Genomic DNA, 25,664 nt, shown 5'->3' on the forward strand with positions numbered 1-25,664 from the left:
GAAGTAATTTTGCGTGTCAGCCGTTCTTTAACCATTAAACAGATGGCCATGGTTGCTGGTGTTTCCATGGTGTTTGTTTTTATTTTCTGCGTTATTTTGCTGTTTCACTTCTTGCAGCAGAATCGCTATAACACGGCTACGCAACTGGAAAGCATTGCCCGCTCTGTGCGCGAACCGCTCTCGGCGGCCATTTTGAAAGCCGATATCCCCGAAGCGGAAACCATTCTGAAACAGATCAAACCGGCGGGCGTGGTCAGCCGGGCGGATGTGGTGTTGCCGAATCAATTCCAGGCGCTGCGCGTACGCTTTATCGCGGAACATCCGGTGCCGATCACCATCACCCGCTTTTTCGAATTACCGATCCAGATTACGCTGCCGATTTACTCGCTTGAGCGTCCGGCGAACCCGCAGCCGCTGGCGTATCTGGTGTTGCAGGCGGATTCCTGGCGCACCTACAAATTTATCCTCAGCACGCTCTCTATGTTAGTAACGACTTACTTACTTTTGTCGCTGATGATTACCGTGGCGATCACCTGGTGCATTAACCGGCTGATTGTCCATCCGCTGCGCAAACTCTCTGCCGAACTGAACGCGCTGTCCGCGCAGGAAAGCATTGGTCATCAGTTGACGCTGCCCGGCCACCACTTTGATGATGAAATCGGCGTTCTGGTGCGCAGCTACAACCGCAACCAGCAGATGCTGCTGCGCCAGCTTGAAGAGATGAATCTCCAGTCTACCCGCTTCCCGGTTTCGGAGCTGCCCAACAAGGCGTTTCTGATGGCGATGCTGGAGCAAACTGTAGCCCGGCAAAAGCCGACGGCGCTGATGATTGTCTCCTGCGAAACGCTGCGCGACACCGCCGGTGTGTTGCAGGAATCCCAGCGTGAAGTGCTGCTGGTCACGCTGGTTGAGAAGCTGAAATCGGTGCTTTCTCCGCACATGATGCTGGCGCAGGTCAGCGGTTATGACTTTGCCATTATCGCCAACGGCGTTCAGGAACCGTGGCATGCGATGACATTAGGTAAGCAAGCACTCACTGTCATTAATGAACGTGTTCCGTTGAACGGTATTCAATTGCGGCCCAACGCCAATATCGGCGTGGCAATGTTTTATGGCGATCTGAGCGCCGGGCAGCTTTACCATCGCGCCATGTCGGCGGTGACCAGCGCACAGCGTAAAGGGAAAAACCAGATCCAGTTCTTCGACCCTGAGCAGATGGAGCTGGCGCAGCAGCGGTTAACGCAGGAGAGCGATATTCTCACCGCTCTCGATCAGGGCGAATTTGCGCTCTGGCTTCAGCCGCAGGTGGCGATCGACAGCGGTGAACTGGTCAGTGCCGAAGCGTTGCTGCGGGTTCGCCAGCCTGATGGGAGCTGGGATTTGCCGCAGGGGTTGATTGAACGCATTGAATCCTGCGGCCTGATGGTGACCGTTGGTTACTGGGTACTGGAAGAGTCCTGCCGCCTGCTGGCCGCCTGGCAGTCGCGCGGCATTATGCTGCCGCTATCGGTCAATCTCTCGGCAATGCAACTGCTGCATCACGATATGCTGCCGGACATGCTGGCGCTGTTGAATCGCTACCGAATCGCTCCGCAAACGATGATCCTTGAAGTGACGGAAAGCCGCCATATTGATGACCCGAAAGCCGCCGTGGAGATCCTGCGCCCGCTGCGTAATGCCGGGGTTCGTATTGCGCTGGATGATTTCGGCATGGGCTATGCCGGTCTGAGTCAACTTCATCATATGAAATCACTGCCGGTGGATATGCTGAAGATCGATAAAATGTTTGTTGAAGGTTTGCCGGAAGACGACAGCATGGTGTCGGCCATCATTCATCTGGCGCGTAGCCTGGAGTTACACATTATCGCCGAAGGCGTCGAAACGCAGGCGCAGCGGGAGTGGCTGGCGGCGGCTGGCGTGGAAGTGGCGCAGGGCTTTTTATTTGATCGTGCAACGTCGGCGGATCAGTTTGAGCATCGCTACCTTGCCGCTTCGGAAAGGGTTGAGAAATCCTAAATTGTTACGGAGTTGTGCGAGTCAGTTCAAACTTTTAACATTGTTGTTTCTTATTTGATGTAAGTTCATTTCTGTCATGTTTGTCGGGTGTTATTTTTAAACCGCAGGCTTAATGAAAGCCCTAATAAGCCTGAGGTTTTAATTTCAAGGACACCTTATGAAAACCTCTCTGTTTAAAAGTCTCTACTTTCAGGTTCTGACGGCAATCGCCATCGGTATTTTACTTGGCCACTTCTACCCTGACATTGGGGCGCAGATGAAACCTCTTGGTGACGGCTTCGTGAAGCTCATCAAGATGATCATCGCCCCTGTAATCTTCTGTACGGTTGTTACCGGTATTGCCGGTATGGAAAGCATGAAGGCTGTAGGTCGCACCGGTGCGGTTGCGCTGCTCTACTTTGAAATCGTCAGTACGCTGGCGCTGATCATCGGCCTGATTATTGTTAACGTGGTGCAACCCGGCGCAGGCATGAACGTTGACCCGGCGACGCTGGATGCAAAAGCCGTGGCCGTTTATGCCGAGCAGGCAAAACAGCAGGGGATTATCGACTTCCTTCTGGATGTGATCCCGTCCAGCGTTATCGGTGCCTTCGCCAGCGGTAATATCCTGCAGGTGCTGCTGTTTGCCGTGCTGTTTGGTTTTGCGTTGCACCGTTTGGGCCACAAAGGCCAGCTGATTTTTAACGTTATTGAAAGCTTCTCGCAGGTTATTTTCGGCATCATCAATATGATCATGCGCCTGGCACCCATTGGCGCTTTCGGCGCGATGGCTTTCACCATCGGTAAATACGGCGTCGGTACGCTGGTGCAACTGGGGCAGCTCATTATCTGCTTCTACGTCACCTGTATCCTGTTCGTGGTGCTGGTGCTGGGGTCGATTGCCCGCGTTACCGGATTCAATATCTTTAAATTTATCCGCTACATCCGCGAAGAGCTGCTGATTGTGTTGGGCACTTCCTCGTCGGAATCTGCGCTGCCGCGCATGCTGGAGAAGATGGAGCGGCTGGGTTGCCGTAAATCGGTGGTGGGGTTGGTGATCCCAACGGGTTACTCGTTCAACCTCGACGGAACCTCCATTTACCTGACGATGGCGGCGGTATTTATCGCGCAGGCCACTAACAGCCATATGGATATTGTCCACCAGGTTACGCTGCTGGTGGTGTTGCTGCTCTCTTCCAAAGGCGCAGCAGGGGTGACGGGCAGCGGGTTTATCGTGCTGGCGGCGACACTTTCTGCGGTCGGCCATCTGCCGGTGGCCGGGCTGGCGTTGATTCTGGGTATTGACCGTTTTATGTCCGAAGCGCGTGCGTTGACCAACCTGGTGGGTAACGGTGTGGCGACGATCGTGGTGGCGAAATGGGTAAAAGAACTCGATCAACAACAGCTTGTCGATACGCTGGATAATCGTACAAGCACCGCGAAAACGCGCGAAATCTCCTCGTAATTTCGGTACTTAAGCCAGCAGCCCTTGTCGGACTGCTGGCTCCTGCGCATAATTGACCCCTGTCTCCGTTACCATTCATGATGAGTTTTCGGGAAAATTCGCTTCGTGTTGTGACGTTTTGCGTTTCCTGCGGTCTAAAAGCGAAGTGTTTTTATCTCTCTTTAGCCTCCTTCTGGCGGGCATACTTTTTAACCAGGAATGTTGATTAGGGGTTCACATGCAGGGCACAAAAATTCGACTGTTAACGGGCGGTTTGCTGATGCTGGCGGCCGTCGGTTATGTGCAGGCAGATGCGCTCCAGCCCGACCCGGCCTGGCAACAGGGGACACTGGCGAACGGTTTTCAGTGGCAGGTGTTAGCCACGCCGCAGCGTCCCAGCGATCGCATTGAAATTCGCCTGTCTATTGATACCGGTTCGCTCGCCGAAAGTACGCAACAGAGCGGCTACACCCATTTTATTCCCCGCGTCGCGCTGACCCACAGCGGTCGTCTTGAACCGGCGCAGGTTCGTTCGCTGTGGCAACAAGGGATCGACCCTAAACGCCCGCTGCCGCCGGCGCTGGTCTCCTATGAATACACGCAGTACAACCTGAGCCTGCCGAATAACCGCACGGACCTGCTGAAAGAAGCGCTGGTCTATCTGGCGGATGCGACGGGCAAACTCACCATTACGCCTGCCACCATCAGTCACGCGCTCGCCAGTAACGACATGGTGGCAACCTGGCCTGCGGATACCAAAGATAGCTGGTGGCGCTACCGTCTGAAGGGTTCGTCGCTGCTGGGACACGATCCAGCGGAAATGCTGAAAGAACCGATTGATGCGGCGCAGCTGAAAGCGTACTACGAAAAATGGTACACGCCGGACGCCATGACGCTGGTCGTGGTCGGCAATGTGGACAGCCGCGCGGTGGCCGAGCAAATTAGCAAAACCTTCGGCGAGCTGAAAGGTAAACGCCAGACGCCCACGCCGGTGGCCACACTTTCTCCGCTGCCGCGCCAGGCGGTCAGCCTGATGAGCGAGTCGGTGACCCAGGATCGATTGTCGATTATGTGGGATTCCGCCTGGCAGCCGATCCGCGAATCCGCCGCGCTGGAACGCTACTGGCGTGCGGATTTGGCGCGCGAAGCGCTGTTCTGGCATATCCAGCAGAACCTGACGAAAAATAACGCCAAAGAGATCGGTCTGGGCTTTGATTGCCGCGTGCTGTTCCAGCGCGCGCAGTGCGCCATTAATGTCGATACGCCAAACGACAAGCTCAACGCCAATGTCGGCGTGATTGCGCGCGAACTGGCGAAAGTCCGTGAAAAAGGGTTGCCGGAAGAGGAGTTTAAAGCGCTGATTGCGCAGAAAAACCTTGAACTGCAAAAGCTTTTCGCGACCTACGCCCGCGCTGATACCGATATTTTGATCGGTCAGCGGCTGCGCTCGTGGCAGAACCAGGTGGTGGATATCGCGCCGGAGCAGTACCAAAAGCTGCGCCAGAGTTTCTTAAATGGCCTTACGCCGGAAATGCTGAATCAGGATCTGCATCAGCAGTTGTCGCAGGATATGGCGTTGATTCTGATGCAGCCGAAAGGCGAGCCGGAATACAACATGAAAGAGTTGCAGGCAACGTGGGATGAGGTGATGAGACCAGCGGGTTCCGCAGCAGCGCCTGCAGCGGCTGACGACGGGCATACCGATGTGTCGGATATCCCGCCGCAGCAGTAATGTTTGCCCTCTCTCTTCCGCAAGGTTGAGCGAGGGCAGACGCTTTACTCTGACTCAGGCATTGCTTCGCGTGGAATAATCGCTCCGCGATACTGAATGACTGTACTGGCCGTTAAGTGACCACGTTTTGCCGCTGCCGTGGCATCGCCGCCGGTCAGACGTACGGCCAGGTAGCCCGCACTGAAGGAGTCGCCCGCCGCGGTTGTATCGATCACTTTCTCTTTCGGCAGTTTCACGGCCGGCACTTCTACCAGCGCTTCACCGGCAATCGCCACCAGGCAAGAGTCTGCGCCGCGCTTAATCACCACTTCTTTCACGCCCGCGCGCTGCGTGCGTTCGATAACCTCTTCGACCGGTTTTTCGCCCCACAGCAGATCTTCATCGTCCAGCGTCAGGAACGCAATGTCGGTGCAGGCCAGCATTTGCTGATACACCTGGCGCGTCTCTTCTTTGCTGGCCCACAAGCGCGGACGGTAGTTGTTATCAAAAATGACTTTGCCGCCGTTGGCGCGGCAGGTTTGCAGCAGCGACAGCAGCTTGTTGCGGCTGGCCGGGCTCAAAATCGCCAGGCTGATACCGCTCAGATAGAGATAATCGAATGACGCCAGTTCTTCGCAGATTGCCGCAGATTGCTCGCTCTCCAGCCAGAATTTCGCCGCCGCTTCGTTGCGCCAGTAATAGAACGTGCGCTCGCCGGTGCTGTCGGTTTCGATGTAATAGAGGCCCGGCAGACGGTTTTCCATGCGCTGCGTCAGACGGGTATCGACATCTTCGCTTTGCCAGGCGTCGAGCATCTGCTGGCTGAAATTGTCGGTGCCAAGTGCCGTAACGTAGTGCACAGAAAGCGCTGACGGATTGACCTGGCGGGCGATATAAACGGAGGTGTTAAGGGTATCGCCACCAAAGCCACGATTAACTTCTGCGCCTTTTTGTGACAATTCGATCATGCATTCGCCGATGACGGCAATTTTCCTGGACATAGTCGTGAACCTGGATCAGATAAATTAACGGTAGTGTGCGTTTTGCGTGAAGCGCGGTCAATCATATTAAAACAACGTTCCAGTATTTTTTTGAGCTAAACCCTGTTCTGCGCAGATTCCTGCATTCTGGTTTTTAATTTTGCCGAAAAGCAGGACATAAAGTTCTTAGTCGTAGCGCCGATAACCCATTGACGAGTTGTTCCAGCTCATCCCCATCGACAGGACACCAGACATGAAGTTAAAGCAGGTCACCCAGCGACTAAACATTCCTGAAGCGAGTATTGAAAGCCTTGAGGAGCGTCGTTATTGGCTGCAATGCGAACGTGCTTATACTTATCAACCCATCTATAAAACCGATGGTCGTCTGATGGCTGTTGAAGTATTGACCATTGTGACGCATCCGTCACAGCCGGATCAGCGAATTGCCCCCGATCGTTATTTCAGCCAAATCCCCGTGCGCCTGCGCGTGGAAGTGGTACATGAGCAGGTCGAATTGCTGGCGGAACAGCGGACTTTCTTCGCTGATAACGATGTGCTGGCTTCGGTCAATGTCGATGGCCCGACACTGCTGGCGATGCGCGAGAATACGCAACTGATGGCGTTGGTTGAGTCGCTGCCGTGGATCCGTTTTGAACTGGTGGAGCACATTCGGTTACCGCAGGATTCCACCTTTGCGTCGATCAGTGAAATTGGCCCGCTGTGGCTGGATGATTTCGGCACCGGGATGGCGAACTTCTCGGCGCTGAGCGAAGTACGTTACGACTACATCAAAGTGGCGCGCGACCTGTTTATCATGCTGCGTAAAACCCCGGAAGGGCAAAACCTGTTCACCATGCTGTTGCAGTTGATGAACCGCTACTGTCAGGGCGTTATCGTTGAAGGGGTTGAAACCCTCGAAGAGTGGCGCGACGTGCAGGCGTCTCCGGCCTTTGCGGCGCAGGGCTATTTTCTGTCGCGTCCGGTTCCTCTGGCCCGACTTGAACATGTGATACTCGATTTGTAATTCCGCCCTTTCAGTGAGCCTAAACTATCTTTATGAGAGGTAAGGCTTAAGAGGAAAGGGAAACAATGACAAAAACGCGTAAAGCGATCACCGCTGTTATAGCCACCGTACTGTTACTGATTGTGGTTGCCGTCGTTATCATCGCCACCTTCGACTGGAACCGCCTGAAACCCACCATTAATGAAAAAGTCTCCGCCGAACTGAATCGTCCGTTTGCCATTCGTGGCGATCTGGGCGTGGTCTGGGAGCGGCAAAAAGAGGAGACCGGCTGGCGCAGTTGGGTGCCGTGGCCGCATGTTCACGCTGACGATATTATGCTGGGCAACCCACCGGGTATTGATGAAGTGACCATGGTGCATTTGCCGCGCGTTGAAGCCACGCTTGCGCCGCTGGCGCTGCTCAGCAAAACGGTCTATCTGCCGTGGATCAAACTGCAACAGCCGGATGCCCGCCTTATTCGCCGCTCAGAAAAACTCAATAACTGGACCTTCACCCTCGCCAGCGACAGCAACAAAGAGGCGAATGCGCAGCCCTCTTCGTGGTCATTTCGCCTTGATAACATTCTCTTCGATCGCGGACGTATTGCCATTGATGATGCGGTGACGCGTGCTGATATCGAGATCCTCGTCGATCCGCTCGGTAAGCCGCTGCCATTTAGCGAAGTAACCGGCAAAAACGATGGCACAGCAAAGGCGGGCGATTATGTTTTTGGCCTGACGGCAAAAGGGCGTTACAACGGGCAGCCGCTCTCCGGGACGGGGAAAATCGGCGGCATGCTGGCGCTGCGTAGTGAAGGCACGCCTTTCCCGGTACAGGCGGATTTTCGCTCCGGCAATACCCGCGTTGCGTTTGTTGGTACGGTCAATGATCCGCTGAACATCGGCGGTGTCGATCTGCAACTGAAGTTCGGCGGTGATTCGCTGGGCGATCTGTATGACTTAACCGGCGTGCTGTTGCCGGATACGCCGCCGTTTGAGACCGATGGTCATCTGGTGGCGAAGATCGGCAATGAAAAAGGCTCGACATTTGATTACCGCGATTTCAACGGCCATATCGGCGACAGCGATATTCACGGTTCGCTCAAGTACACCACCGGTAAACCGCGCCCGAAACTGGAAGGTGATGTCGAGTCGCGCCAGTTGCGGCTGGCGGATTTGGGGCCGCTCATTGGTGTGGATTCCGGCAAAGGGGCGCAGCACTCCGGACGCAGTGAGCAGCAAAAAGGGGAAAAAACGGTGCAACCGGCGGGCAAAGTGCTGCCGTACGATCGCTTTGAAACCGATAAATGGGATGTGATGGATGCCGATGTCCGCTTTAAAGGCCGCCGTATCGAGCATGGTTCAACCTTACCCCTCAGCGACCTCTCCACGCACATCATCCTCAACAACGCCGACCTGCGCCTGCAACCGCTGAAATTCGGCCTTGCGGGCGGCACTATTTCGTCGAACCTCCATTTTGAAGGGGATAAAAAACCGATGCAGGGCCGCGCAGAGATCCAGGCGCGGCGGCTGAAGCTGAAACAGCTGATGCCGAACGTCGAACTGATGCAAAAAACACTCGGCGAGATGAATGGCGATGCAGACATTCGTGGCGTGGGGAACTCGGTCGCCGCGCTGCTCGGCACCAGTAACGGCAATCTCAAGCTGCTGATGAACGACGGGCTGGTGAGCCGCAATTTGATGGAGATCCTCGGCCTGAACGTGGGCAACTATGTTATCGGCCAGTTGTTTGGCGATGACGAAGTGCGGGTCAACTGCGCGGCGGCAAATCTGGATCTGACGAACGGCGTGGCGCGTCCGCAAATCTTCGCTTTTGACACCGAAAATGCGCTGATTAATGTCACCGGTACCGCCAGCTTTGCCTCTGAGCAACTGGATTTAACCATTGATCCGGAGAGTAAAGGCATTCGCATCGTGACGCTGCGCTCGCCGCTGTATGTGCGCGGCAGCTTTAAAAATCCGCAGGCCGGGGTTAAAGCCGGGCCGCTGATTGCGCGCGGCGCAGTCGCCGCGGCGCTGGCGACATTAGTGACGCCAGCGGCAGCGTTGCTGGCGCTGATCTCGCCCTCAGAAGGGGAGCAAAATCAGTGTCAGACGATTTTGACGCAGATGAAACATTAAGAAGTGACCCTCTCGCCGGTGGCGAGAGGGGAAAAGATTACAGCGACTGGTGTTTAGTTTCGTGGGTCAGCAGCAGGGCAATCAGCGTTAACCCGGCCATGGCCGCCAGGTAGAACCCGACATACATCAGGCCATAATTCGCCTGCAACCAGGTGGCGATATACGGTGCCACGGACGCGCCGAGAATGGACGACACGTTATAGGAGAATGACGCACCGGTATAACGCACTTCGGTCGGGAACAGTTCCGGCAGCAGTGCGCCCATCGGGCCGAAAGTCAGCCCCATCAGGCTTAAGCCAATCAGCAGGTAAGTCATCACCAGCACCGGGTTACCGGAACCCAGCAGCGGCGGGAAGATAAACAGCGCGAACAGAATGATAAGCGTGGTGATGATCACCATGCTTTTGCGACGGCCAAACGCATCGGCCAGCAGGCCCGCCACCGGCACCATCACGCCGAAGCCAATCACTGCCATCATCAGCATCCACAGCACTTCATTACGCGGCATGCCAAGCCCCTGCGGCGAGGTGCTGAATGTCATTGAATAGACCGTCATGATGTAGAACAGCGTGTAGGTTGCCAGCATGATAAAGGTACCCAGCACCGTCACGCGGACGTGTTTGGTCAGCAGCGTACCCAGCGGAATTTTGACCTGTTTTTTCGCTGCCGCGACTTTGGCGAACACCGGCGTTTCATGCAGCGAAACGCGCACATACAGGCCGATCAGCACCAGTACCGCAGAGAAGATAAACGGTACGCGCCAGCCCCAGTTCATAAACTGTTCGTCGGTCAGCAGCCAGGAAAGCAGCAGGAATGTGCCGTTCGCGAAGAAGAAGCCGATTGGCGCCCCCAACTGCGGGAAAGAACCGTACAGCGCGCGTTTGCGCGGCGGGGCGTTTTCCGTGGCCAGCAGCGCTGCGCCGCCCCACTCGCCGCCAAGCCCCAGACCCTGGCCAAAACGGGCCAACGCCAGCAGCAACGGCGCCATTACGCCGATCGTTTCGTAGCCCGGCAGCAGGCCGATCACCACGGTAGAGATGCCCATGGTCAGCAGCGACGCCACCAGCGTCACTTTGCGGCCAACGCGGTCGCCAAAGTGGCCGAACACCGCAGAGCCAATCGGGCGTGCGATAAAGGCAATGGCGAAGGTCGCCAGCGATTGCAGCGTGGCTGCCGTTGGGTCGCCCTGCGGGAAGAAGATATGCGGGAACACAATCACCGCAGCGGTCGCGTAAATGTAGAAGTCGAAGAATTCGATGGCGGTGCCGATCAGAGAAGCAACGACGACTTTATTGCGTGAGTTTACTGGTGGGTTTTCCTGCTCGTTGTCGAAAGTGGTAGCTGTAGCTTGCATAGAATTTTCTTATTTTTGCGCGAACGAACAGCCATATTAGCCACAGCAAAAGCGACATTTCAATCTGTAACAAAACGGTAAATCGCGTGAAAAATGCGCAAAAAGCGGATAATTTTCACACGTGCGATTTCTCTTCCATGAAATGCTTCACACATTTTATAAATTAGTGGATAAAACTGGTTTTCGGTTAAATAAAAGTTACGACCTGGATTTTCATGCTAAAAAGTGAGATCGGGCTGATATTTTACATTTTCACTCAGCCCGATCGTGAATTTAGTGGCGGGTTTTATCCGGCATGCGCTGATCGCCTTTGTATTGCGCGGTGGCAATCCATGCGGCGCAGAACAGCGTCAGGCGGGCAAAGAAGTAGAAGAACGCCATCAGTCCGAGTACCGAACCAAACGCCGCGCCGGAGGGCGATTTCACCAGCGATGGCAGCGTCCAGGTCATTACGATTTTGATCACCTCAAAACCAATGGCAGCGATAAAGGTGCCGCGGATCAGCGCTTTTTTGCGCGGGCGATGACGCGGCAAGCGCCAGAAGATCCAGAAAAAGAGCAGATAGTTGGCGAATATGGAGATCATCAGGCCAATCAGCCGCCAGGCCGGTTTTAGCCACTCGATATTATCGAGATAAAGCGCCGAGATAATCATCTGCTGCGCCGAACCGGCAATCGAGGTGATCGACAGCGTGACGATCAGGGCTACCAGCAGACCAATCAGCGAAATAAAGTCGCGGAAATATTTCACCCAGATTTTCTCCGCGTCCTGGGCATTGCGCTCCCAGACATCGCGCGACTGGGCGCGGATTGCCTCGCGCAGGTTGCCCATCCAGTTCACGCCGGAGTAGAGGGCGATGGCCAGCCCGACAATTCCGACCGTGGTGCGCTGTTGTACGGCGATATTGATGGTGTTCTTCAGCATTGCCGCCATGGTCGGATCGCTGACGCTCAACACAATTTTGTCGAAGATGTCCTGCAACAGCGTGGGATGCGAGGCCAGCACAAAACCGGCGGCAGCAAACGAGACCATCAGGATCGGGATCATCGACAGAAAAGAGAAGTAGGTGATGGCCGCGCCAAACTGGTTTCCCATACGATCATTAAAGCGTTCTGCGGCGCGGATCAGGTGCGCAATGACGGGAAGGCGCTGGAGTTTTTGCACCGTGTCGGTCACGGTCGCCAGCGTGCTGCTGACTTTTCCTTCCGTGGCGTTCTTCTGCTGTGCAGGCTGTTCCGTCATCTTCCTTACGGGTTCATAGTCGAGATCTTGCGTCGGGCGTTTTTCATGATTTTCCGGCGTCATCAGCGCTTTTTTCCTTCTCCTGAATATGTCTGTAACGGAAATTATAGCCTGGCGCTAATCGACATAATCCTTCAGCGCCGTCACCAGCCACTCCATAAACAGATGTACGCGGCGGGAGAGATTGCGGCGGTGCGGGTAAATCAGCGAGACCGGCATCGGCTCGGCGCGATATTGCGGCAGGATCTCCACCAGCTTTCCGGCGCGCAGCGCTTCGCGCACGCCGACGCGCGGCACCTGAATAATCCCCAGCCCGGCAAGGCAGGCGGCTTGATAAGTTTCGGTGCTGTTGACTGTCAGAATGCCGCCGGTTTTTACCCACCGCGTCTGCTTATCCTGCCAGACTTCAAAACCTTGCGGACGCGTACCGAGGTTTACCGCGTAATGCACCAGCGCATGCGAGGACAAATCATCCAGGCTCTCCGGGTAACCGAATCGCGCCAGATAATCGGGGCTGGCGCAATTAATGACCGACAACCGCCCCAGCTGGCGGGCGATTAAACCGGAATCTTTCAGCGTGCCAACGCGTACCACGCAGTCGAAACCTTCGCGGATAATATCCACCAGCCGATCGCTGCTGCTCAGTTCCAGTTCAATACCGGGATACTGTTGCACGAAAGCGGGCAAGCGCGGGATCACCAGATTCTTCGCCACGCCGACCGGCATATCCACGCGCAATCGCCCGCTGATGCTGGATGGGTCATGTAAAAACAGGCCGTCCAGCTCATCCATATTCGCCAGCAGATCTTTTGCCCGTTCGTAATAGACCGCCCCGTCCTGCGTCAGCTGTACCCGGCGGGTAGTGCGGTGCAACAACTGGGTGCCGAGATGGGTTTCCAGCGCCTGAATCTGGCGAGATACGCTACCTTTAGGCAATCCCATTGAATCCGCCGCCCGGGAAAAACTCTCCAGTTCCGCGACGCGGATGAACAGTTGCATTGCGTAAATTTTATCCATACCGACACTCTATTGTTGTCGTGTGTGAAACAGTGAAGCGTAATTTAGCACCTTTATTGTTTCTGTGTCAGTTAATAAGCTTTTCTCACTCTCCACATCAGCGAAAACGAGGTTTCTTATGACACAACCTATTGCATTAGTGACTGGCGGCAGCCGCGGGCTGGGTAAAAATGCGGCCCTGAAGCTGGCAGCGAAGGGAACGGGCATTATCCTGACCTACAACAGCAACGCCGAAGAAGCACAGAAAGTCGTACGCGAAATTGAAGAAAAAGGCGTGAAAGCCGTGGCATTACAGTTGAACGTCGGCGATATTTCGAGTTTTGCTGCCTTTACCCGTGAAGTCCATGGACAGCTGAAACAGGTCTGGCAGCGTGAGACGTTCGATTATTTATTGAACAATGCTGGAATTGGCATTCACGCGGCGTTTGCCGATACCACCGAAGCGCAGTTTGACCAGTTGGTGAACATCCACGTTAAAGGACCGTTCTTCCTGACGCAGAATCTGCTGCCGTTGCTGAAAAATGGCGGTCGCATTCTCAATGTTTCCAGCGGTCTGGCGCGTTTTTGCCAGCCAGGATATGCCGCTTATGCGTCAATGAAAGGGGCGATGGAAGTATTGACCCGCTATCAGGCGAAAGAGCTGGGCGCGCGCGGAATTGCGGTGAATATCATCGCACCAGGCGCTATCGAAACCGATTTTGGCGGCGGCCAGGTGCGCGACAACGAGCAGATTAATCAGTATCTCGCTGCGCAAACCGCACTGGGGCGCGTAGGCCTGCCGGACGATATTGGCGATGCGATGGCGGCGCTGCTGAGCGATGAGCTGGGCTGGATGAATGCGCAGCGTGTGGAAGTTTCTGGCGGTATGTTCCTGTAAAATGACGACGCCCGGCAGGTTTCTGGCTGCCGGGCGCGCATCGGCTACTGTTTCTGAAAATGTGTAACCCGGATAAACGCGGGCTGCTGTTTTTTATCCAGCGAGCCGCTGATACCGACGAGTTCATCCGGCGATACGGATTTGCCGTCAAATAGCGCCAGCGGAATCACCACGTTTATCTCGCCTGTTTTATCGCGCAGCAGGTAGTGATCCTCGCTTTCCTTTTTCACCAGGTTGCCGCGCAGCGAGACGGATGCGCCGTCATGCATGGCTTTTACGTCTTTGATGGTGGAGCTTCGCGCATCTTCCATTCCACGGTAGCCATCCTCCATCTTGTGCGGTGGCGGCGGGGCTTTATCGGTTTTCAGACCGGGTGAATCTTCGGCGAATGCCGTCATGGAGAACAGTGTTGCTACACAGAGGGTGAGCACAGTTTTCTTCATAACTTCTCCTGTCAGTTGCCGGAACACGTCTTTAAGCCTGGCAGAAGGGCGTGCGATGTGCTGGTAAATTAGCCTTTTTCTGTATATTCATGGCGCAGTAAGCCAAACAGCCAGTCGTTATGCCACGCTCCCGCCAGCCACCAGGCCTCCCGCAGTTCGCCTTCCAGTACAAACCCTGTTTTTTCCAGTAAGCGGCGCGAAGCCAGATTCCCGGCGGTGACTGTGGCGACCAGACGACGAATACCGCCCTGGTTAAATGCGTAATGACACAGGGCGGTAAGGGATTCCTGACCGTAACCTCTGCCCTGCGCTTGTGGCGCAAACAGGAACCCCACTTCGGCGCAATCATCCTCACGATGAATATAACCGGTCACCCCCAGCGGCGCGTTGGTGGCGTTATCGCGTACCAGCAAACAGAGCCAGTGCGGGCTACCGGGGTGCCATTCAGGTAGACGGGCGTCAAATGCCGCGCGGATCTCCTGTTCACTGCGGGTATCCGAAACGTAACGCATCACATCGGGGTGTTGTTGCAGCGCAAGAAAAAAGGGCCAGTCCTCTTCAGACAGCGGTGAACAGATCAATCTGGGCGTATGAAATATAAGCATGATGAATGTCTCCGGCTATTTTTTTCAGGCGTTGAAACCAGTATCACTGATCATAATCCTTAAGTGGTCTATCTTTTAACTACACGTAATTAAAGAAAAAATTCAGCGCTAACAATGGCCAGATAATTATTTCTTCAGTTGTACTTAAAGGAAAATAATGACAAGTAACGCCCCAGTTAATACGGGTGAACAGTTTGAAAAATGCATTGCCGTGATTCGCCAGGCGTCCGTCGAAATTCTGTTATTACTGAATGTCCGTTTCGACGAGGGTAAAGATCCGCGCTGGTTTTTAGAACAACTTGATATTGCGCGTCTGAGCATGGGTGGCTGGGGCGCGGTGGCTAAACGACTAAAACTCAACGATGCGGAATTAACACAGTTCACTTTGCAGCTCCGTCACTTGCAGCAGCTTGTCCCGCGCTATGAGAGCGGGCAGAACGTGACGGAAAATCAACTGATTGCCGCGCTCCGTTTTGTTAGCGCGCTGGAAAATCTGCGCACCCGGCAGCCGTTACTCAGCTACAGCACCTCGCTAAAAGTGGAGGAGAGCCAGCAGAAGCGCGGTCAGCAGCAACTGCGCGCGCTGGAGATGATGATCGCCTCGCTGGTGGCGCAGGCGTGGCCGGATACGGAACGTCTGCGTAACCATTTGAAAACGCAGTTTGGTGCCGATCATGTGCGCCGCTGGCTGCGGTTGGGCGATCACAACGATATTTTGAGCGGGATGCGCTTTAGCGAGCTGGCATTATTGCTGGTGGATAAAAAAGAGTTCAGCCAGCATTACGCCCGTTTGTTTAACGATAACGCGGTATTAAGTCTGTATCTGGAAACGCGTAAAACGTTGCACACGTTCCTCGACGATGTGCGGCACATGCGCGCTTTGGTCGTGGCGGGACAGCCGCTGACCTCCAATCAACTCAGTTTACTGGATAGCTACTATCCGCAGATTACAGGACCGGTACAACGCGCATGGGAAGAGGGGCGCACCACAACCAATCCCGCCGAAATATTGCGCGAGGCGGGCAATAACTTAGACGCTTTCTGGGAGCAGGCACGGAAAAAAGACCGCGCCGCAGGAGGTGATGCGATGCCAATGCGTGACAGTATCGACAGACCAGCTAAACGCGCGGTACGTAGCCGCGAAGAACGGGAGCAGCTGTTTGTCAGCATGTTATGGGGCTCGGTGGCCGTGGTGGCGCTGATCGTGGCGATTGGCGGCTTCTGGCTGTTCCTCAGTGATGTTCAGGCACCGATGGCGCGCGGAAGCGGCATAACGGTGCCCATTTCGCAGGATAAGGAAAAAATCTCGCCGAAAGAGGAGCTGAGCCGCATGGGGCTGCCGCGCGACGAGAACAACTTCCGCTCGGCAATCGATCGTAACGATACGCGCGTGGTGTCGCTGTTTTTGCGTACCGGAATGAACTGGAAACTGTCGTGGACGGAGCAGGCGGTGGTGGACAATCATATCGAGGTGCTGGATATGCTGCTGCGTTACCGGATTCAAATGGATGAGAATCGCCCCTGCCGTCGGTTTATCAGCACGTTGACCCATGAAATGGCGACGAATAACAAAGGGTTGTCATCGATCGGCAAAAGTTATTTGCAGGCGTTTTGCACCATAAAACCGGTGGTTGACCGTCAGCGTTATGAAATGGAACAGGCGCAGTTGCGTTACCAGGCAGAGCCGAATGACGAAAACCGTAAATGGGCGGATATTCAGACCGCTATTTATAACGCCATCGATTAAGGTGGCCTGATAAGCGAAGCGCCATCAGGCGGTTATCCTGATGGCGCAATCGACGAAGTTCGGCGAACGTTACGGTTCGCCGTACAGCCCGATTAACCGGCGTACCACGCCGTTTGTCCAGCCGAAACCGTCCTGCAACGGGTATTCACCCCCGCCCCCTTCGCGCGGCGTGCTGCTGGCAATGTGGTACTTCTCGATCAGCTTGTGGTGATTCTGGTAGTAGTGATTCACCGTTTGCAGCCAACTGCGGGCGATCTCGTCACCCAGCGCATCGTTACCGTAAAGCTTAAAGCCCTGCACCGCCATCCACTGTAACGGCGCCCAGCCGTTGGGTTTATCCCACTGTTCGCCGGTTTCATATTCCGTCGCCAGAATACCGCCCGGTGTGAGCAGGCGGTTTTTCACTGCTTCTGCCAGCCGATCCGCCTGTTCATGCGTCGCCATACCGACATACAGCGGCACGATACTGGCGGCGGAAAACAGCGCCATCGCTTCACGGCGCCAGTCGTAATCGCGGTAGCAGCCATTCTCCTCATCCCACAGATAGCGGTTAACCGCCGCCCGGCGATCGCTCGCTTTCTGACGGAATTCCGCTTCACGCTCGCGGTCGCCTTTCAGCCCGGAAATATTGGCGATTGCGCTTTCCAGTTTGAACAAAAAGGCGTTCAAATCGATGGGAATAAACTGCGTGGTACGAATGCTCGCCAGCCGGTGCGCGTCACGCAGCCAGCGGGAGGAGTAATCCCAGCCGGAGGCGGCACCAGCGCGCAAGTCGCGATAAACTTCGTTCGCCGGGCGACCGGAGTGGCGGGCGGTTTCCACGTCCTCCAGCCAGGATTCATCTCGCGGCGTATCACGATCGTCCCAGTAACGGTTGAGCAGCGAACCGTCTGGCATCCGCACAACATGGCGGTAAGCCTGGTTCAGCACCAGCGATTCAGCGCCATCCATCCAGAAAGCGTACTCCATCAGCAGATGCTCAAGGTAGCGCCGCGCACCGCGCACGCCATCCTCTTCAAACAGCTCGACCATTAGAGCGAAAACCGGCGGCTGCGAACGGCTCAGATAGTAAGTGCGGTTGCCGTTCGGAATATGGCCGTAGCGTTCGATCATCCACGCGAAGTTATCGGCCATACAGCGCAGCAGGTCGTCGCGACCGCTCTCCGCCAGCCCCAGCATGGTGAAGTAAGAGTCCCAGTAGTAGGTCTCTCTGAATCGACCGCCTGGCACAATGTACGCCTGCGGCAGCGCCAGCAGCGACGACCACGGAATATGATCCTGCGGTTCGCGGGTCAGCACCGGCCACAGATTGTCGATATGCTCTTTCAGCGAATGCTCCGGATTGGAAACATACGCCTTAGTCGTATTTTCCGGCAGCCAGAAATGCGCTTTCACGAACTGTTTCAGGTCGAACTCGGGTTTGCGTTTGATTTTGCGATAGCGAATCAAAATGTCGAGCGGATCCCGTTTCGGCGCACAGTCAGGGAAGGTTTTGCTGTCGGCAAAGAGACGTGACGACTGCACGTGTTCAAACAATTCAAGATAACGGTCGGCAGGCGTCAGCGCATCGGACGCCGGCAGCCCTTCGATCATTTCGGGTTCCGGCTCCGCTTCAATCATTTCATCCAGTTTTAACTCGCACGGATCGGTTTCATAGAGAAGCTCTTCTTCGATGATAAACTCGACGTTTTCTGCGCTTTGTAGTTTCTGGTTGAACATAGTGGCTCTGGCCTCCGGATGTCGTCGTAAAAAATGACGGGTGTGTCCCGGCTATCTATAAAGCGTAGACATTCGCTTCGATCTCTGGGGGATGAAATGTGCGTTAGATCACGTTTTGTTTCCCGTTGTGCGAAAGCAAAAATTAAGCAACTCATTGATTAATTTTGTTAAATACGCAAAACAGCTCGGATAACGCAGCGGCGGCTTTCAGAGTAATCAATTTGCAACGATTTATGAATAATCGCCCCTGCATGCTTACATTGCCCGGAAGCCCCATGATGATGGAGAGAGAACCCGTGAATTTCGCCACTATTACGTTAGAGCAATGTCTGGATATTCGCCAGGCGGTGCTGTGGCCGCATCTGGAACGCAATGCTTCACGCGTGGAGGGCGACGAAAGCGCGACACATTTTGGCGTGCTGTTCAATGCTCAGGTGGTGAGTTGTCTGTCGGTGTTCATCATCGGCGAGAAGCGTTGCCAGATCCGCAAATTCGCTACCTTGCAGGCGTATCAGCAGCAGGGTTTTGGTGGTTTTCTGTTTCAGTCGGTGCTGGATAAGCTGATGCAGGACGGGGTGAAAACGGTCACGCTGGACGCCAGAACTTCAGCGGCAGGATTTTATACGCGCTTCGGTTTTACCCCAGAAGGCGAGACGTTTTATAAAAAAGAGGTGCAGTACATTCGGATGTCGCGCACGTTGTAAAACACCCGACGGCATTCACCGCCGGGCTGTGGATCAACGCGGGATTTGCTGGGTAATGCAGTGAATATTACCGCCGCCGAGCAGAATTTCGCGCGCCGGAACGCCAGTGATGACGAAATCCGGGAACATCTCCTCAAACAGCGCCTGCGCCGCGCCATCGGTGGCCGGGTGCAACTGCGGATAGATAATCTGCTGGTTGCTGACCAGATAGTTGACGTAGGAACCCGCCAGACGATTGCCTTCGTGGCGCTCAATCGCCGTGCCTTTTTCCACATCATTGGTCTCTTCCGCACTGGCGTACAGCGTCGGCGGCGACGGGACTTTCCATACTTTCAGCGTACGACCCTGCGCATCTTTGGTATTTTCCAGCACCTGCAACGCCGCCGCGGAGCGGGCGTACTGCGGGTCATTCTGGTCATCAGTCCAGTGCAGCGCCACTTCGCCGGGGCGCACGAAGCAGCACATGTTGTCGATGTGACCGTCGGTCTCATCGTTAAACACGCCTTCCGGCAACCAGATGATCTGCGACACGCCAAGATAATCGCGCAGTTGTTGCTCGATTTCCGCCTGGCTCAGATTCGGGTTGCGGTTAGGGTTCAGCAGACACTCGGCGGTGGTCAACAGAGTGCCTTCACCGTCAACGTGAATGGAACCGCCTTCCAGCACTAAATCTGTGTTGTAGCATGGCATTTGGTGGTAATTCGCCACCTGGCCCGCCACTAATTGATCGCGATCCCAACTGGCATAAAGCCCGCCGTTCAGACCGCCCCACGCGTTGAACGTCCAGCTAATACCACGCTGTTCGCCCGCCGGATTCAGCACTACGGTCGGGCCGGTATCACGCATCCACGCGTCATCGCTCTCCATTTCAACCAGCGTCACTTCCGCTGGCATAGTGCTGCGCGCTTTCGCCATTTCCGCCGCAGGAACGCCCATGATGACCGGCGTATTGCGGGAAATCGCTTTTGCCACGGCCGCAAACGCCTGCTGGGCTGGTGCGGCATTGGCGCGCCAGTTATCGGTGCGATAAGGCCAGATCATCCATACGGCCTGATGCGGAGCCCACTCTGCCGGCATTGCGAACCCGTCTTTTACGGGCGTGGTCAGCTGCGCCATCGCTTAGCTCCTCACGCTGCCGTCAGAGGTGGCAATGGCGCCGTACATGTTCGGGCGGCGGTCGCGGAACAGACCCCAGGAGGCGCGCTGTGCGGCAACGGCATCCAGATCGAAGGTGTGCACCAGCACCGCTTCGTCGGTTTTATTGGCCTGCGCTACCAGTTCACCGGTCTGATCGGCGATGAATGAAGAACCGTAGAAGGTCATTTCCAGGCCTTCAATGTATTTACTGGCTTCGGTGCCGATACGGTTCGAGGCAATCACCGGAATGACGTTGGCGGCAGCGTGGCCCTGCTGAACGCGGGTCCAGTGCGGCTGGCTGTCGATGTCCGGGTAGGCCGGTTCAGAGCCGATCGCGGTCGGGTAGAAGATCAGCTCTGCGCCCTGCAATGCCAGGCAACGCGCGGTTTCCGGGAACCACTGATCCCAGCAAATACCGACGCCGATTTTGGCGTAGCGGGTGTTCCAGACTTTGAATCCGGTATCGCCAGGGATGAAGAACTGTTTTTCCTGGTAAGCCGGACCATTCGGAATATGGGTTTTACGGTAGGTGTCCAGCACGCTGCCGTCGGCATCGATCATCACCAGCGAGTTGTAGTACGCGTTATTGCATTTTTCGAACAAGCTCAGCGGCAGCACCACTTCCAGCTCTTTCGCCAGCGCTGAGAAATGCTTAATCAGCGGGCTGGTCGCCACTTCCTGCGCCAGCGCGTAGTGCTCCGGGCTCTGATCGATGCAGAAATAAGGGGCAGCAAAAAGCTCCTGGATCAGGATCACCTGTGCGCCCTGGCGGTGCGCTTCGCGAACTAAACGTTCCGCGTTCTGTACGTTTTTTTCCAGTTCCCAGGTGCAAGCCATCTGGGTCGCGGCAACAGTTACATTTCTCATCAATTCTCTCCCGTTGGTCTCGGTTCAGACAGTGCAAATCATCCGCACTTCTTTTGCTGCAAACTATAGCAACGATCTTCGTTATGCATAAAATGTATTGTTATCATGAAAACATGAAAAGGGTGCATAGTGGTGGTCGATCTGAATTTGCTGCGGCTGGTGCCGATCCTGGCGAAAGAGAAAAACGTGACCCGGGCGGCGCAGAAGGCCAATCTTTCACAATCTGCGTTTAGCCATGCGTTGAACCGTCTGCGCGAGCAGCTCAAAGACGAAATGTTTATCCGCACGCGCAACGGCATGGAGCCGACGCCGTACGCAGCGATGATGATCCCGGTGATTGAGAATGCGCTCAGCAAGCTGGATACCGCCACACGCGGGCCAAGCCACTTCGATCCCGCCCGCGATGCGCATACTTTTTACATTGGCGCGGTGGATTACTTCGAATTTATGTTTATGCCGGTGCTGACCGCCCGCTTTAAAACCATCGCCCCGAATGTGCGGTTGTCGGTCGATATTCTTTCGGAAACCATCAAGGTCGAACGGGTTGAAAAAGGGCAGCTCGACGCGTTTATCGGCGTTGATACCGTGCAGCATATTCCGCACTACTTTAATCGATACCCGCTGATTTCCGACCATTTCGTGGCGATCGCTTCCGTGGAGCGCACCGATTTGCCGGAAACGCTGACGCTTAAACATCTGGTCAGCGAGTCACAGATCCATTTGCCGGCGGTCAGCTCTGGCGCGGATCATATTGATAGCTGGCTGCTGTCGCAGCATCTCTACCGCCCGCTGGCAACGGTAGTGCAAAGTTATGCTGTGGGAGGACGTGTGGCCGTCGCGACCGGTTATTTGATGTGCGTTCCGTTCCGTATCGCCCAGGAGCTGGCAAAGATGATGCCGCTGCGCATTATGGCGCTACCGGACGGCGCGCCCTCTTACGATTTACTGCTGCTTACCCACCGGCTTTATGATTATCAGCCTGCGGTGCAGTGGCTGATCAATGAGTTGAAGGCGGTGCAGGTTTAGCGAATCTACAGGCGAAAAAAAACCGACTGGTGAGGTCGGCTTTTTTACATCCGGAACAGCCAACTGCTCTGGCCGGTTTTGAACTGTCTCTGACTAACCGCTGCAGTATAAAACAAGGGGGATAAGCGAGCAAATTTTGAACTCGTCGGATGCCCTGAGGGTGGTTATAATCTGCCCGTTAGTGCTGGTGACAAGACTACTCCGGGGCCACTTTTACGCTTTTTAAGTCCTGGCCGGATGTACGGGTGGTGCCGCATCGGGTGCTCTGGCCGGAGTAGAACTGTCTCTGACTAACACTGAGATCAACCTCTGTGACAGGCAGTCCACGAGTAAGCAGCGGCGTTCTCACTCCGTTTTATGGAGAAAACGGGGGATTGATAAAGCAATCATCATTCTGGGAGCGTTAATCGCGCTGCTGGAATTGATCCGTTATCTACTTCAGTTGCTGAACTGATAACGGAAACGTACCTAAGGGCAGGGAGTTAACCACTTCCTGCCTTTTAATATTTCAGGCCGATAAGCCGTGAGCTTCGCAAATGAACGTGTTTTTAATTCGCCATCCGCAAACCGAGTGGAACCGCGCCGGAATTATCCAGGGGCGGCTCGATAGCCCGTGGACATTGCGCGGGCAGGAAGAGTGCAACGCACTGATTGCCGGGTTGCAGGCCGAGGGAGTAACGCCTGGCGCTGTTATCTCCTCTCCGGCAGGCCGGGCACAGCAGATGGCGGCGCGCATAGCCGCGCATTTCGCCTGCGATTTTCAGTTGCACGACGCGCTACAGGAGCAGCATTTTGGCGAGCTTGAAGGCCGCAGCCTGAGCGAAATACAGCGCGCATATCCGCCGTTTATCGACGATGAACATTTCTGTCCGCCGCAGGGCGAATCGTTGGCGCAGGCAGCGCAGCGGCTGCGCACTTTTCTGCACAGGTTGCCGGATGTCTGCTCGCAGGAAACGGTGGCACTGGTCTCGCATGGTCATGTGATTCAGGCGGTTATCGCGCAGCTGATGGAAAATTCACTGAGCAGTGTCGCGCGTTACCACCACCCGAATGCCAGCTTTTCACTGTTGGCGATAGAGGAGAAATCTTGGCGGGTGATGCGCTGGGGAATCGCCAGCCATTTATTGAGGCTGCCCGCGTGATACGTTTTGTGGTTCAGCTTGCTTGTTAAAAAGTGGGTGATTTCTTGCATCAGTGACGGTTCGCTTTCTGACTAACATTCCGCCCTGGCGATACGCATTTCTCCGCTCATCTGATGCAGGCGACACCGATGCAAAAAAGAAGCCCCATTTGGGGCTTCTGCGTGTCGTTTTACCGCTGATGCTTAGCGCATCGTGACAAACTCTTCTGCTGCCGTCGGGTGAATGGCGACGGTGTTGTCGAAGTCTTTTTTGGTGGCGCCCATCTTCAGCGCAACCGCAAAGCCCTGCAACATCTCGTCCATGCCGGATCCGATACCGTGGATACCAACGATTTTCTCTTCCGGGCCGACGCAGACCAGCTTCATGCGACATGGCTGGCGATGAGAGGTGACGGCGGTATACATCGCGGTGAATGACGATTTATAGATTTTCACCTGCTCGTCGCCGTACTGCTCGCGCGCCTGCGGCTCGGTTAAACCGACGGTGCCAATTGGCGGATGGCTGAACACAACGGTAGGAATATTGTTGTAGTCGAGATGCTCATCCGGCTTGTTGTTAAACAAGCGTTCAGAGAGACGACGGCCAGCGGCAACGGCAACCGGAGTCAGCTCTACCGCGCCGGTGTTATCGCCCACCGCGTAAATCCCCGGCACGCTGGTGTTCTGGAATTTATCGACTTCGATATAACCTTTGTCATTGGTTTTCACGCCAGTGGCAGCAAGGTTGAAGTTATCGGTCGCCGGTTCACGGCCAATCGCCCAGATCAGGCAATCAACGGTTTGCGAGCGGCCATCTTCCAGGGTGATGGTCAGGCTGCCGTCAGCGTTTTTCACTACCGTTTTCGGAATCGCGTGGGTATGCAGCGTTGGGCCTTCCGCCGCCATCACTTCGACCAGCGTTTCAGTGATCAGCGGATCGAAGTTGCGCAGCGGCGCGTGTTTACGCACGAACAGGTGCGTTTCAGCACCAAGACCGTTCACCACGCCCGCCAGCTCAACGGCGATGTACCCTGCGCCAACAATGGCAACGCGTTTTGGCAGCCCGGGCAGGGCGAAGAAACCATCGGAATCAATACCGTATTCCGCGCCCGGAATGTCCGGGTGGCTCGGACGGCCGCCAGTGGCGATCAGAATATGATCGGCGGTGATCGTTTCGCCGTTCACTTCCACGGTTTTGGCATCAACAAAACGGGCAAAACCACGGATCACATCGACGTTATTTTTACCCAGCACGTTCTCGTACGAGGTATGGATACGGTCGATGTAAGCGCTGCGGCTGGCAACCAGTTTGCTCCAGTCGAAATGGTTGACGGTGGTGTCAAAGCCGTAGTCCGGGCCGTAGAGATGAATGGCTTCGGCGATCTGTGCGGCGTGCCACATCACTTTTTTCGGAACACAACCTACGTTCACACAGGTGCCGCCAAGATCTTTGGCCTCAATCAGCGCGCATTTTTGACCGTACATGGCTGCACGGTTGATCGATGCAATACCGCCGCTGCCGCCGCCAATGGCGATGTAGTCGTAATGTTTGCTCATGGTTTTTTCCTTAATCCTGAACGAAGTCGAAAATTGTCGCGATTGTAACGCGCAACCCGAAAGGTTCCACCGATGGCTGCGATTACTCCGGCACGATCTGGTGAACCAGCGTGTGCCCGGTACCGGCAGGCACCAGCTTGCTGTGCAACCACGGCAGCAGGTTGTTCATCTGCGCTTCCAGCTTCCACGGCGGGTTAATGACGATCATGCCGGAAGCCGTCATGCCGCGCTGATCGCTATCCGGTCGCACGGCCAGTTCGATTTGCAGAATATTGCGAATGCCGGTCTCTTCCAGATCGCGCAGCATGCGTTTGATCTGCTGGCGCAGCACCACCGGATACCACAATGCGTAAACACCGGTGGCAAAACGTTTATGGCCTTCCTGAATACCGCTCACTACTGCCTGGTAGTCGGTTTTAATCTCATACGGCGGGTCGATAAGGATCAGACCACGGCGGGAAACCGGCGGCAGTTTGGCCTTCAATTGCTGATAACCGTCGGCGCGTGCAACGCGGGCGCGGCTGTCTTTCTGGAACTCCTGGCGCAGCAGCGGGTAATCGCTCGGGTGCAGTTCCGTTAATTGCAGGCTGTCCTGTTCGCGCAGCAATTCACGGGCAATCAGCGGTGAACCCGGGTAATAGCGCAGTTGCTCGCCGCGGTTGAAGTGGCGCACTGCATTCATGTACGGCTCAAGCTCGGCCGGTAAATCGTCCTGCTGCCAGATGCGGGCGATGCCTTCCAGATATTCGCCTGTGCGCTCCGCATGTTCGCCAGAAAGCTGATAGCGCCCGGCACCCGCATGGGTGTCGAGATAGAGAAACGGTTTCTCTTTTTCTTTCAGCGCTTCGATGATCAGGCTCTGAACGGTATGTTTAAGGACGTCGGCGTGGTTGCCAGCGTGAAAGCTGTGGCGATAACTGAGCATGGGGACTGAGATTCCGGAAAATAAACGAGATTCTGCACAGTTTACCGTAG

At 55.3% G+C, this 25,664-nt stretch carries 22 protein-coding genes; 11 read left to right on the forward strand and 11 right to left on the reverse strand.

Annotated features, from left to right (window positions below; genetic code table 11):
* Window positions 1-9: 9 nt before the first annotated feature.
* The 3 genes from hmsP to AWR26_RS01020 all read left to right on the forward strand — a co-directional run bounded on the left by hmsP (window position 10) and on the right by AWR26_RS01020 (window position 5,171).
* Complete coding sequence (gene hmsP / locus AWR26_RS01010) at window positions 10-2,016, forward strand: biofilm formation regulator HmsP (RefSeq protein WP_064562942.1); 2,007 nt, start codon at window positions 10-12, stop codon at window positions 2,014-2,016.
* Window positions 2,017-2,173: 157 nt separating this feature from the next.
* Window positions 2,174-3,460 carry a dicarboxylate/amino acid:cation symporter gene (locus AWR26_RS01015; RefSeq protein WP_064562945.1) on the forward strand — a complete coding sequence of 429 codons (1,287 nt, stop codon included), beginning with the start codon at window positions 2,174-2,176 and terminating at the stop codon, window positions 3,458-3,460.
* A 217-nt stretch (window positions 3,461-3,677) separates the two neighbouring features.
* Entirely contained in the window at window positions 3,678-5,171 is a 1,494-nt protein-coding gene (locus AWR26_RS01020) for a M16 family metallopeptidase (protein WP_064562948.1), read from the forward strand.
* 44 nt (window positions 5,172-5,215) lie between these two features.
* Here AWR26_RS01020 and kdgK read toward each other — a convergent pair whose 3' ends face one another.
* Window positions 5,216-6,151, reverse strand: coding sequence for a 2-dehydro-3-deoxygluconokinase (kdgK, locus tag AWR26_RS01025; protein WP_064562951.1), 936 nt, complete (start codon window positions 6,149-6,151; stop codon window positions 5,216-5,218).
* Between the two features lie 232 nt (window positions 6,152-6,383).
* Between kdgK and pdeH the strand changes: the two genes are divergently transcribed.
* Window positions 6,384-7,154, forward strand: coding sequence for a cyclic-guanylate-specific phosphodiesterase (gene pdeH, locus AWR26_RS01030; protein ID WP_064562954.1), 771 nt, complete (start codon window positions 6,384-6,386; stop codon window positions 7,152-7,154).
* 65 nt (window positions 7,155-7,219) lie between these two features.
* A complete protein-coding gene (locus tag AWR26_RS01035; protein ID WP_064562957.1) occupies window positions 7,220-9,274 on the forward strand; it encodes an AsmA family protein in 2,055 nt (684 codons plus the stop codon).
* 37 nt (window positions 9,275-9,311) lie between these two features.
* Here the strand turns inward: AWR26_RS01035 and AWR26_RS01040 are convergent, their stop codons facing one another.
* The 3 genes from AWR26_RS01040 to AWR26_RS01050 form a co-directional block, all read right to left on the reverse strand.
* Complete coding sequence (locus tag AWR26_RS01040) at window positions 9,312-10,628, reverse strand: MFS transporter (RefSeq protein ID WP_064562960.1); 1,317 nt, start codon at window positions 10,626-10,628, stop codon at window positions 9,312-9,314.
* 273 nt (window positions 10,629-10,901) lie between these two features.
* Window positions 10,902-11,933 carry an inner membrane protein YhjD gene (gene yhjD, locus AWR26_RS01045; protein WP_064562963.1) on the reverse strand — a complete coding sequence of 344 codons (1,032 nt, stop codon included), beginning with the start codon at window positions 11,931-11,933 and terminating at the stop codon, window positions 10,902-10,904.
* 54 nt (window positions 11,934-11,987) lie between these two features.
* The gene (locus tag AWR26_RS01050) at window positions 11,988-12,887 is read right to left on the reverse strand and encodes a LysR family transcriptional regulator (RefSeq protein ID WP_043956174.1); all 900 of its coding nucleotides are present in this window, start codon (window positions 12,885-12,887) and stop codon (window positions 11,988-11,990) included.
* A gap of 118 nt (window positions 12,888-13,005) precedes the next feature.
* On the opposite strand from AWR26_RS01050, the gene AWR26_RS01055 reads away from it, so the two are divergent.
* On the forward strand, window positions 13,006-13,764 hold the full coding sequence (locus AWR26_RS01055) for an SDR family NAD(P)-dependent oxidoreductase (RefSeq protein ID WP_064562966.1): 759 nt from the start codon (window positions 13,006-13,008) through the stop codon (window positions 13,762-13,764).
* 44 nt (window positions 13,765-13,808) lie between these two features.
* Here the strand turns inward: AWR26_RS01055 and AWR26_RS01060 are convergent, their stop codons facing one another.
* Both AWR26_RS01060 and AWR26_RS01065 read right to left on the reverse strand, forming a co-directional pair.
* A complete protein-coding gene (locus tag AWR26_RS01060) occupies window positions 13,809-14,207 on the reverse strand; it encodes a YdeI family stress tolerance OB fold protein (protein ID WP_064562969.1) in 399 nt (132 codons plus the stop codon).
* A gap of 68 nt (window positions 14,208-14,275) precedes the next feature.
* Complete coding sequence (locus AWR26_RS01065; RefSeq protein WP_064562972.1) at window positions 14,276-14,812, reverse strand: GNAT family N-acetyltransferase; 537 nt, start codon at window positions 14,810-14,812, stop codon at window positions 14,276-14,278.
* Window positions 14,813-14,969: 157 nt separating this feature from the next.
* On the opposite strand from AWR26_RS01065, the gene AWR26_RS01070 reads away from it, so the two are divergent.
* On the forward strand, window positions 14,970-16,559 hold the full coding sequence (locus AWR26_RS01070; RefSeq protein ID WP_064562973.1) for an STY4199 family HEPN domain-containing protein: 1,590 nt from the start codon (window positions 14,970-14,972) through the stop codon (window positions 16,557-16,559).
* A 69-nt stretch (window positions 16,560-16,628) separates the two neighbouring features.
* Here AWR26_RS01070 and AWR26_RS01075 read toward each other — a convergent pair whose 3' ends face one another.
* Window positions 16,629-18,278, reverse strand: coding sequence for an alpha,alpha-trehalase (locus tag AWR26_RS01075; RefSeq protein WP_064562975.1), 1,650 nt, complete (start codon window positions 18,276-18,278; stop codon window positions 16,629-16,631).
* Window positions 18,279-18,553: 275 nt separating this feature from the next.
* On the opposite strand from AWR26_RS01075, the gene AWR26_RS01080 reads away from it, so the two are divergent.
* Window positions 18,554-18,982 (forward strand): GNAT family N-acetyltransferase, encoded by a 429-nt coding sequence (locus AWR26_RS01080; protein WP_227122151.1) that lies wholly within the window; start codon window positions 18,554-18,556, stop codon window positions 18,980-18,982.
* Between the two features lie 33 nt (window positions 18,983-19,015).
* On the opposite strand, the gene aguA is transcribed toward AWR26_RS01080, so the two are convergent.
* Window positions 19,016-20,098 (reverse strand): agmatine deiminase, encoded by a 1,083-nt coding sequence (aguA, locus tag AWR26_RS01085; RefSeq protein WP_064562977.1) that lies wholly within the window; start codon window positions 20,096-20,098, stop codon window positions 19,016-19,018.
* A gap of 3 nt (window positions 20,099-20,101) precedes the next feature.
* The gene (aguB, locus tag AWR26_RS01090; RefSeq protein ID WP_007369608.1) at window positions 20,102-20,986 is read right to left on the reverse strand and encodes an N-carbamoylputrescine amidase; all 885 of its coding nucleotides are present in this window, start codon (window positions 20,984-20,986) and stop codon (window positions 20,102-20,104) included.
* 132 nt (window positions 20,987-21,118) lie between these two features.
* On the opposite strand from aguB, the gene AWR26_RS01095 reads away from it, so the two are divergent.
* The 3 genes from AWR26_RS01095 to AWR26_RS01105 all read left to right on the forward strand — a co-directional run bounded on the left by AWR26_RS01095 (window position 21,119) and on the right by AWR26_RS01105 (window position 23,154).
* Window positions 21,119-22,012: a LysR family transcriptional regulator gene (locus tag AWR26_RS01095; protein ID WP_074922581.1), complete on the forward strand. Its 894-nt coding sequence runs from the start codon at window positions 21,119-21,121 to the stop codon at window positions 22,010-22,012.
* A gap of 373 nt (window positions 22,013-22,385) precedes the next feature.
* Window positions 22,386-22,466: a damage-inducible type I toxin DinQ gene (gene dinQ / locus AWR26_RS01100; protein ID WP_139227969.1), complete on the forward strand. Its 81-nt coding sequence runs from the start codon at window positions 22,386-22,388 to the stop codon at window positions 22,464-22,466.
* An 82-nt stretch (window positions 22,467-22,548) separates the two neighbouring features.
* Window positions 22,549-23,154, forward strand: a complete 606-nt coding sequence (locus AWR26_RS01105; protein WP_064562982.1) for a histidine phosphatase family protein — start codon at window positions 22,549-22,551, stop codon at window positions 23,152-23,154.
* Window positions 23,155-23,336: 182 nt separating this feature from the next.
* On the opposite strand, the gene gorA is transcribed toward AWR26_RS01105, so the two are convergent.
* On the reverse strand, window positions 23,337-24,689 hold the full coding sequence (gene gorA / locus AWR26_RS01110; RefSeq protein ID WP_064562985.1) for a glutathione-disulfide reductase: 1,353 nt from the start codon (window positions 24,687-24,689) through the stop codon (window positions 23,337-23,339).
* 82 nt (window positions 24,690-24,771) lie between these two features.
* The gene (locus tag AWR26_RS01115) at window positions 24,772-25,614 is read right to left on the reverse strand and encodes a 23S rRNA (adenine(2030)-N(6))-methyltransferase RlmJ (protein WP_043956184.1); all 843 of its coding nucleotides are present in this window, start codon (window positions 25,612-25,614) and stop codon (window positions 24,772-24,774) included.
* Window positions 25,615-25,664 lie beyond the last annotated feature (50 nt).

This window comes from Kosakonia oryzae, assembly GCF_001658025.2.
Lineage (GTDB): Bacteria > Pseudomonadota > Gammaproteobacteria > Enterobacterales > Enterobacteriaceae > Kosakonia > Kosakonia oryzae.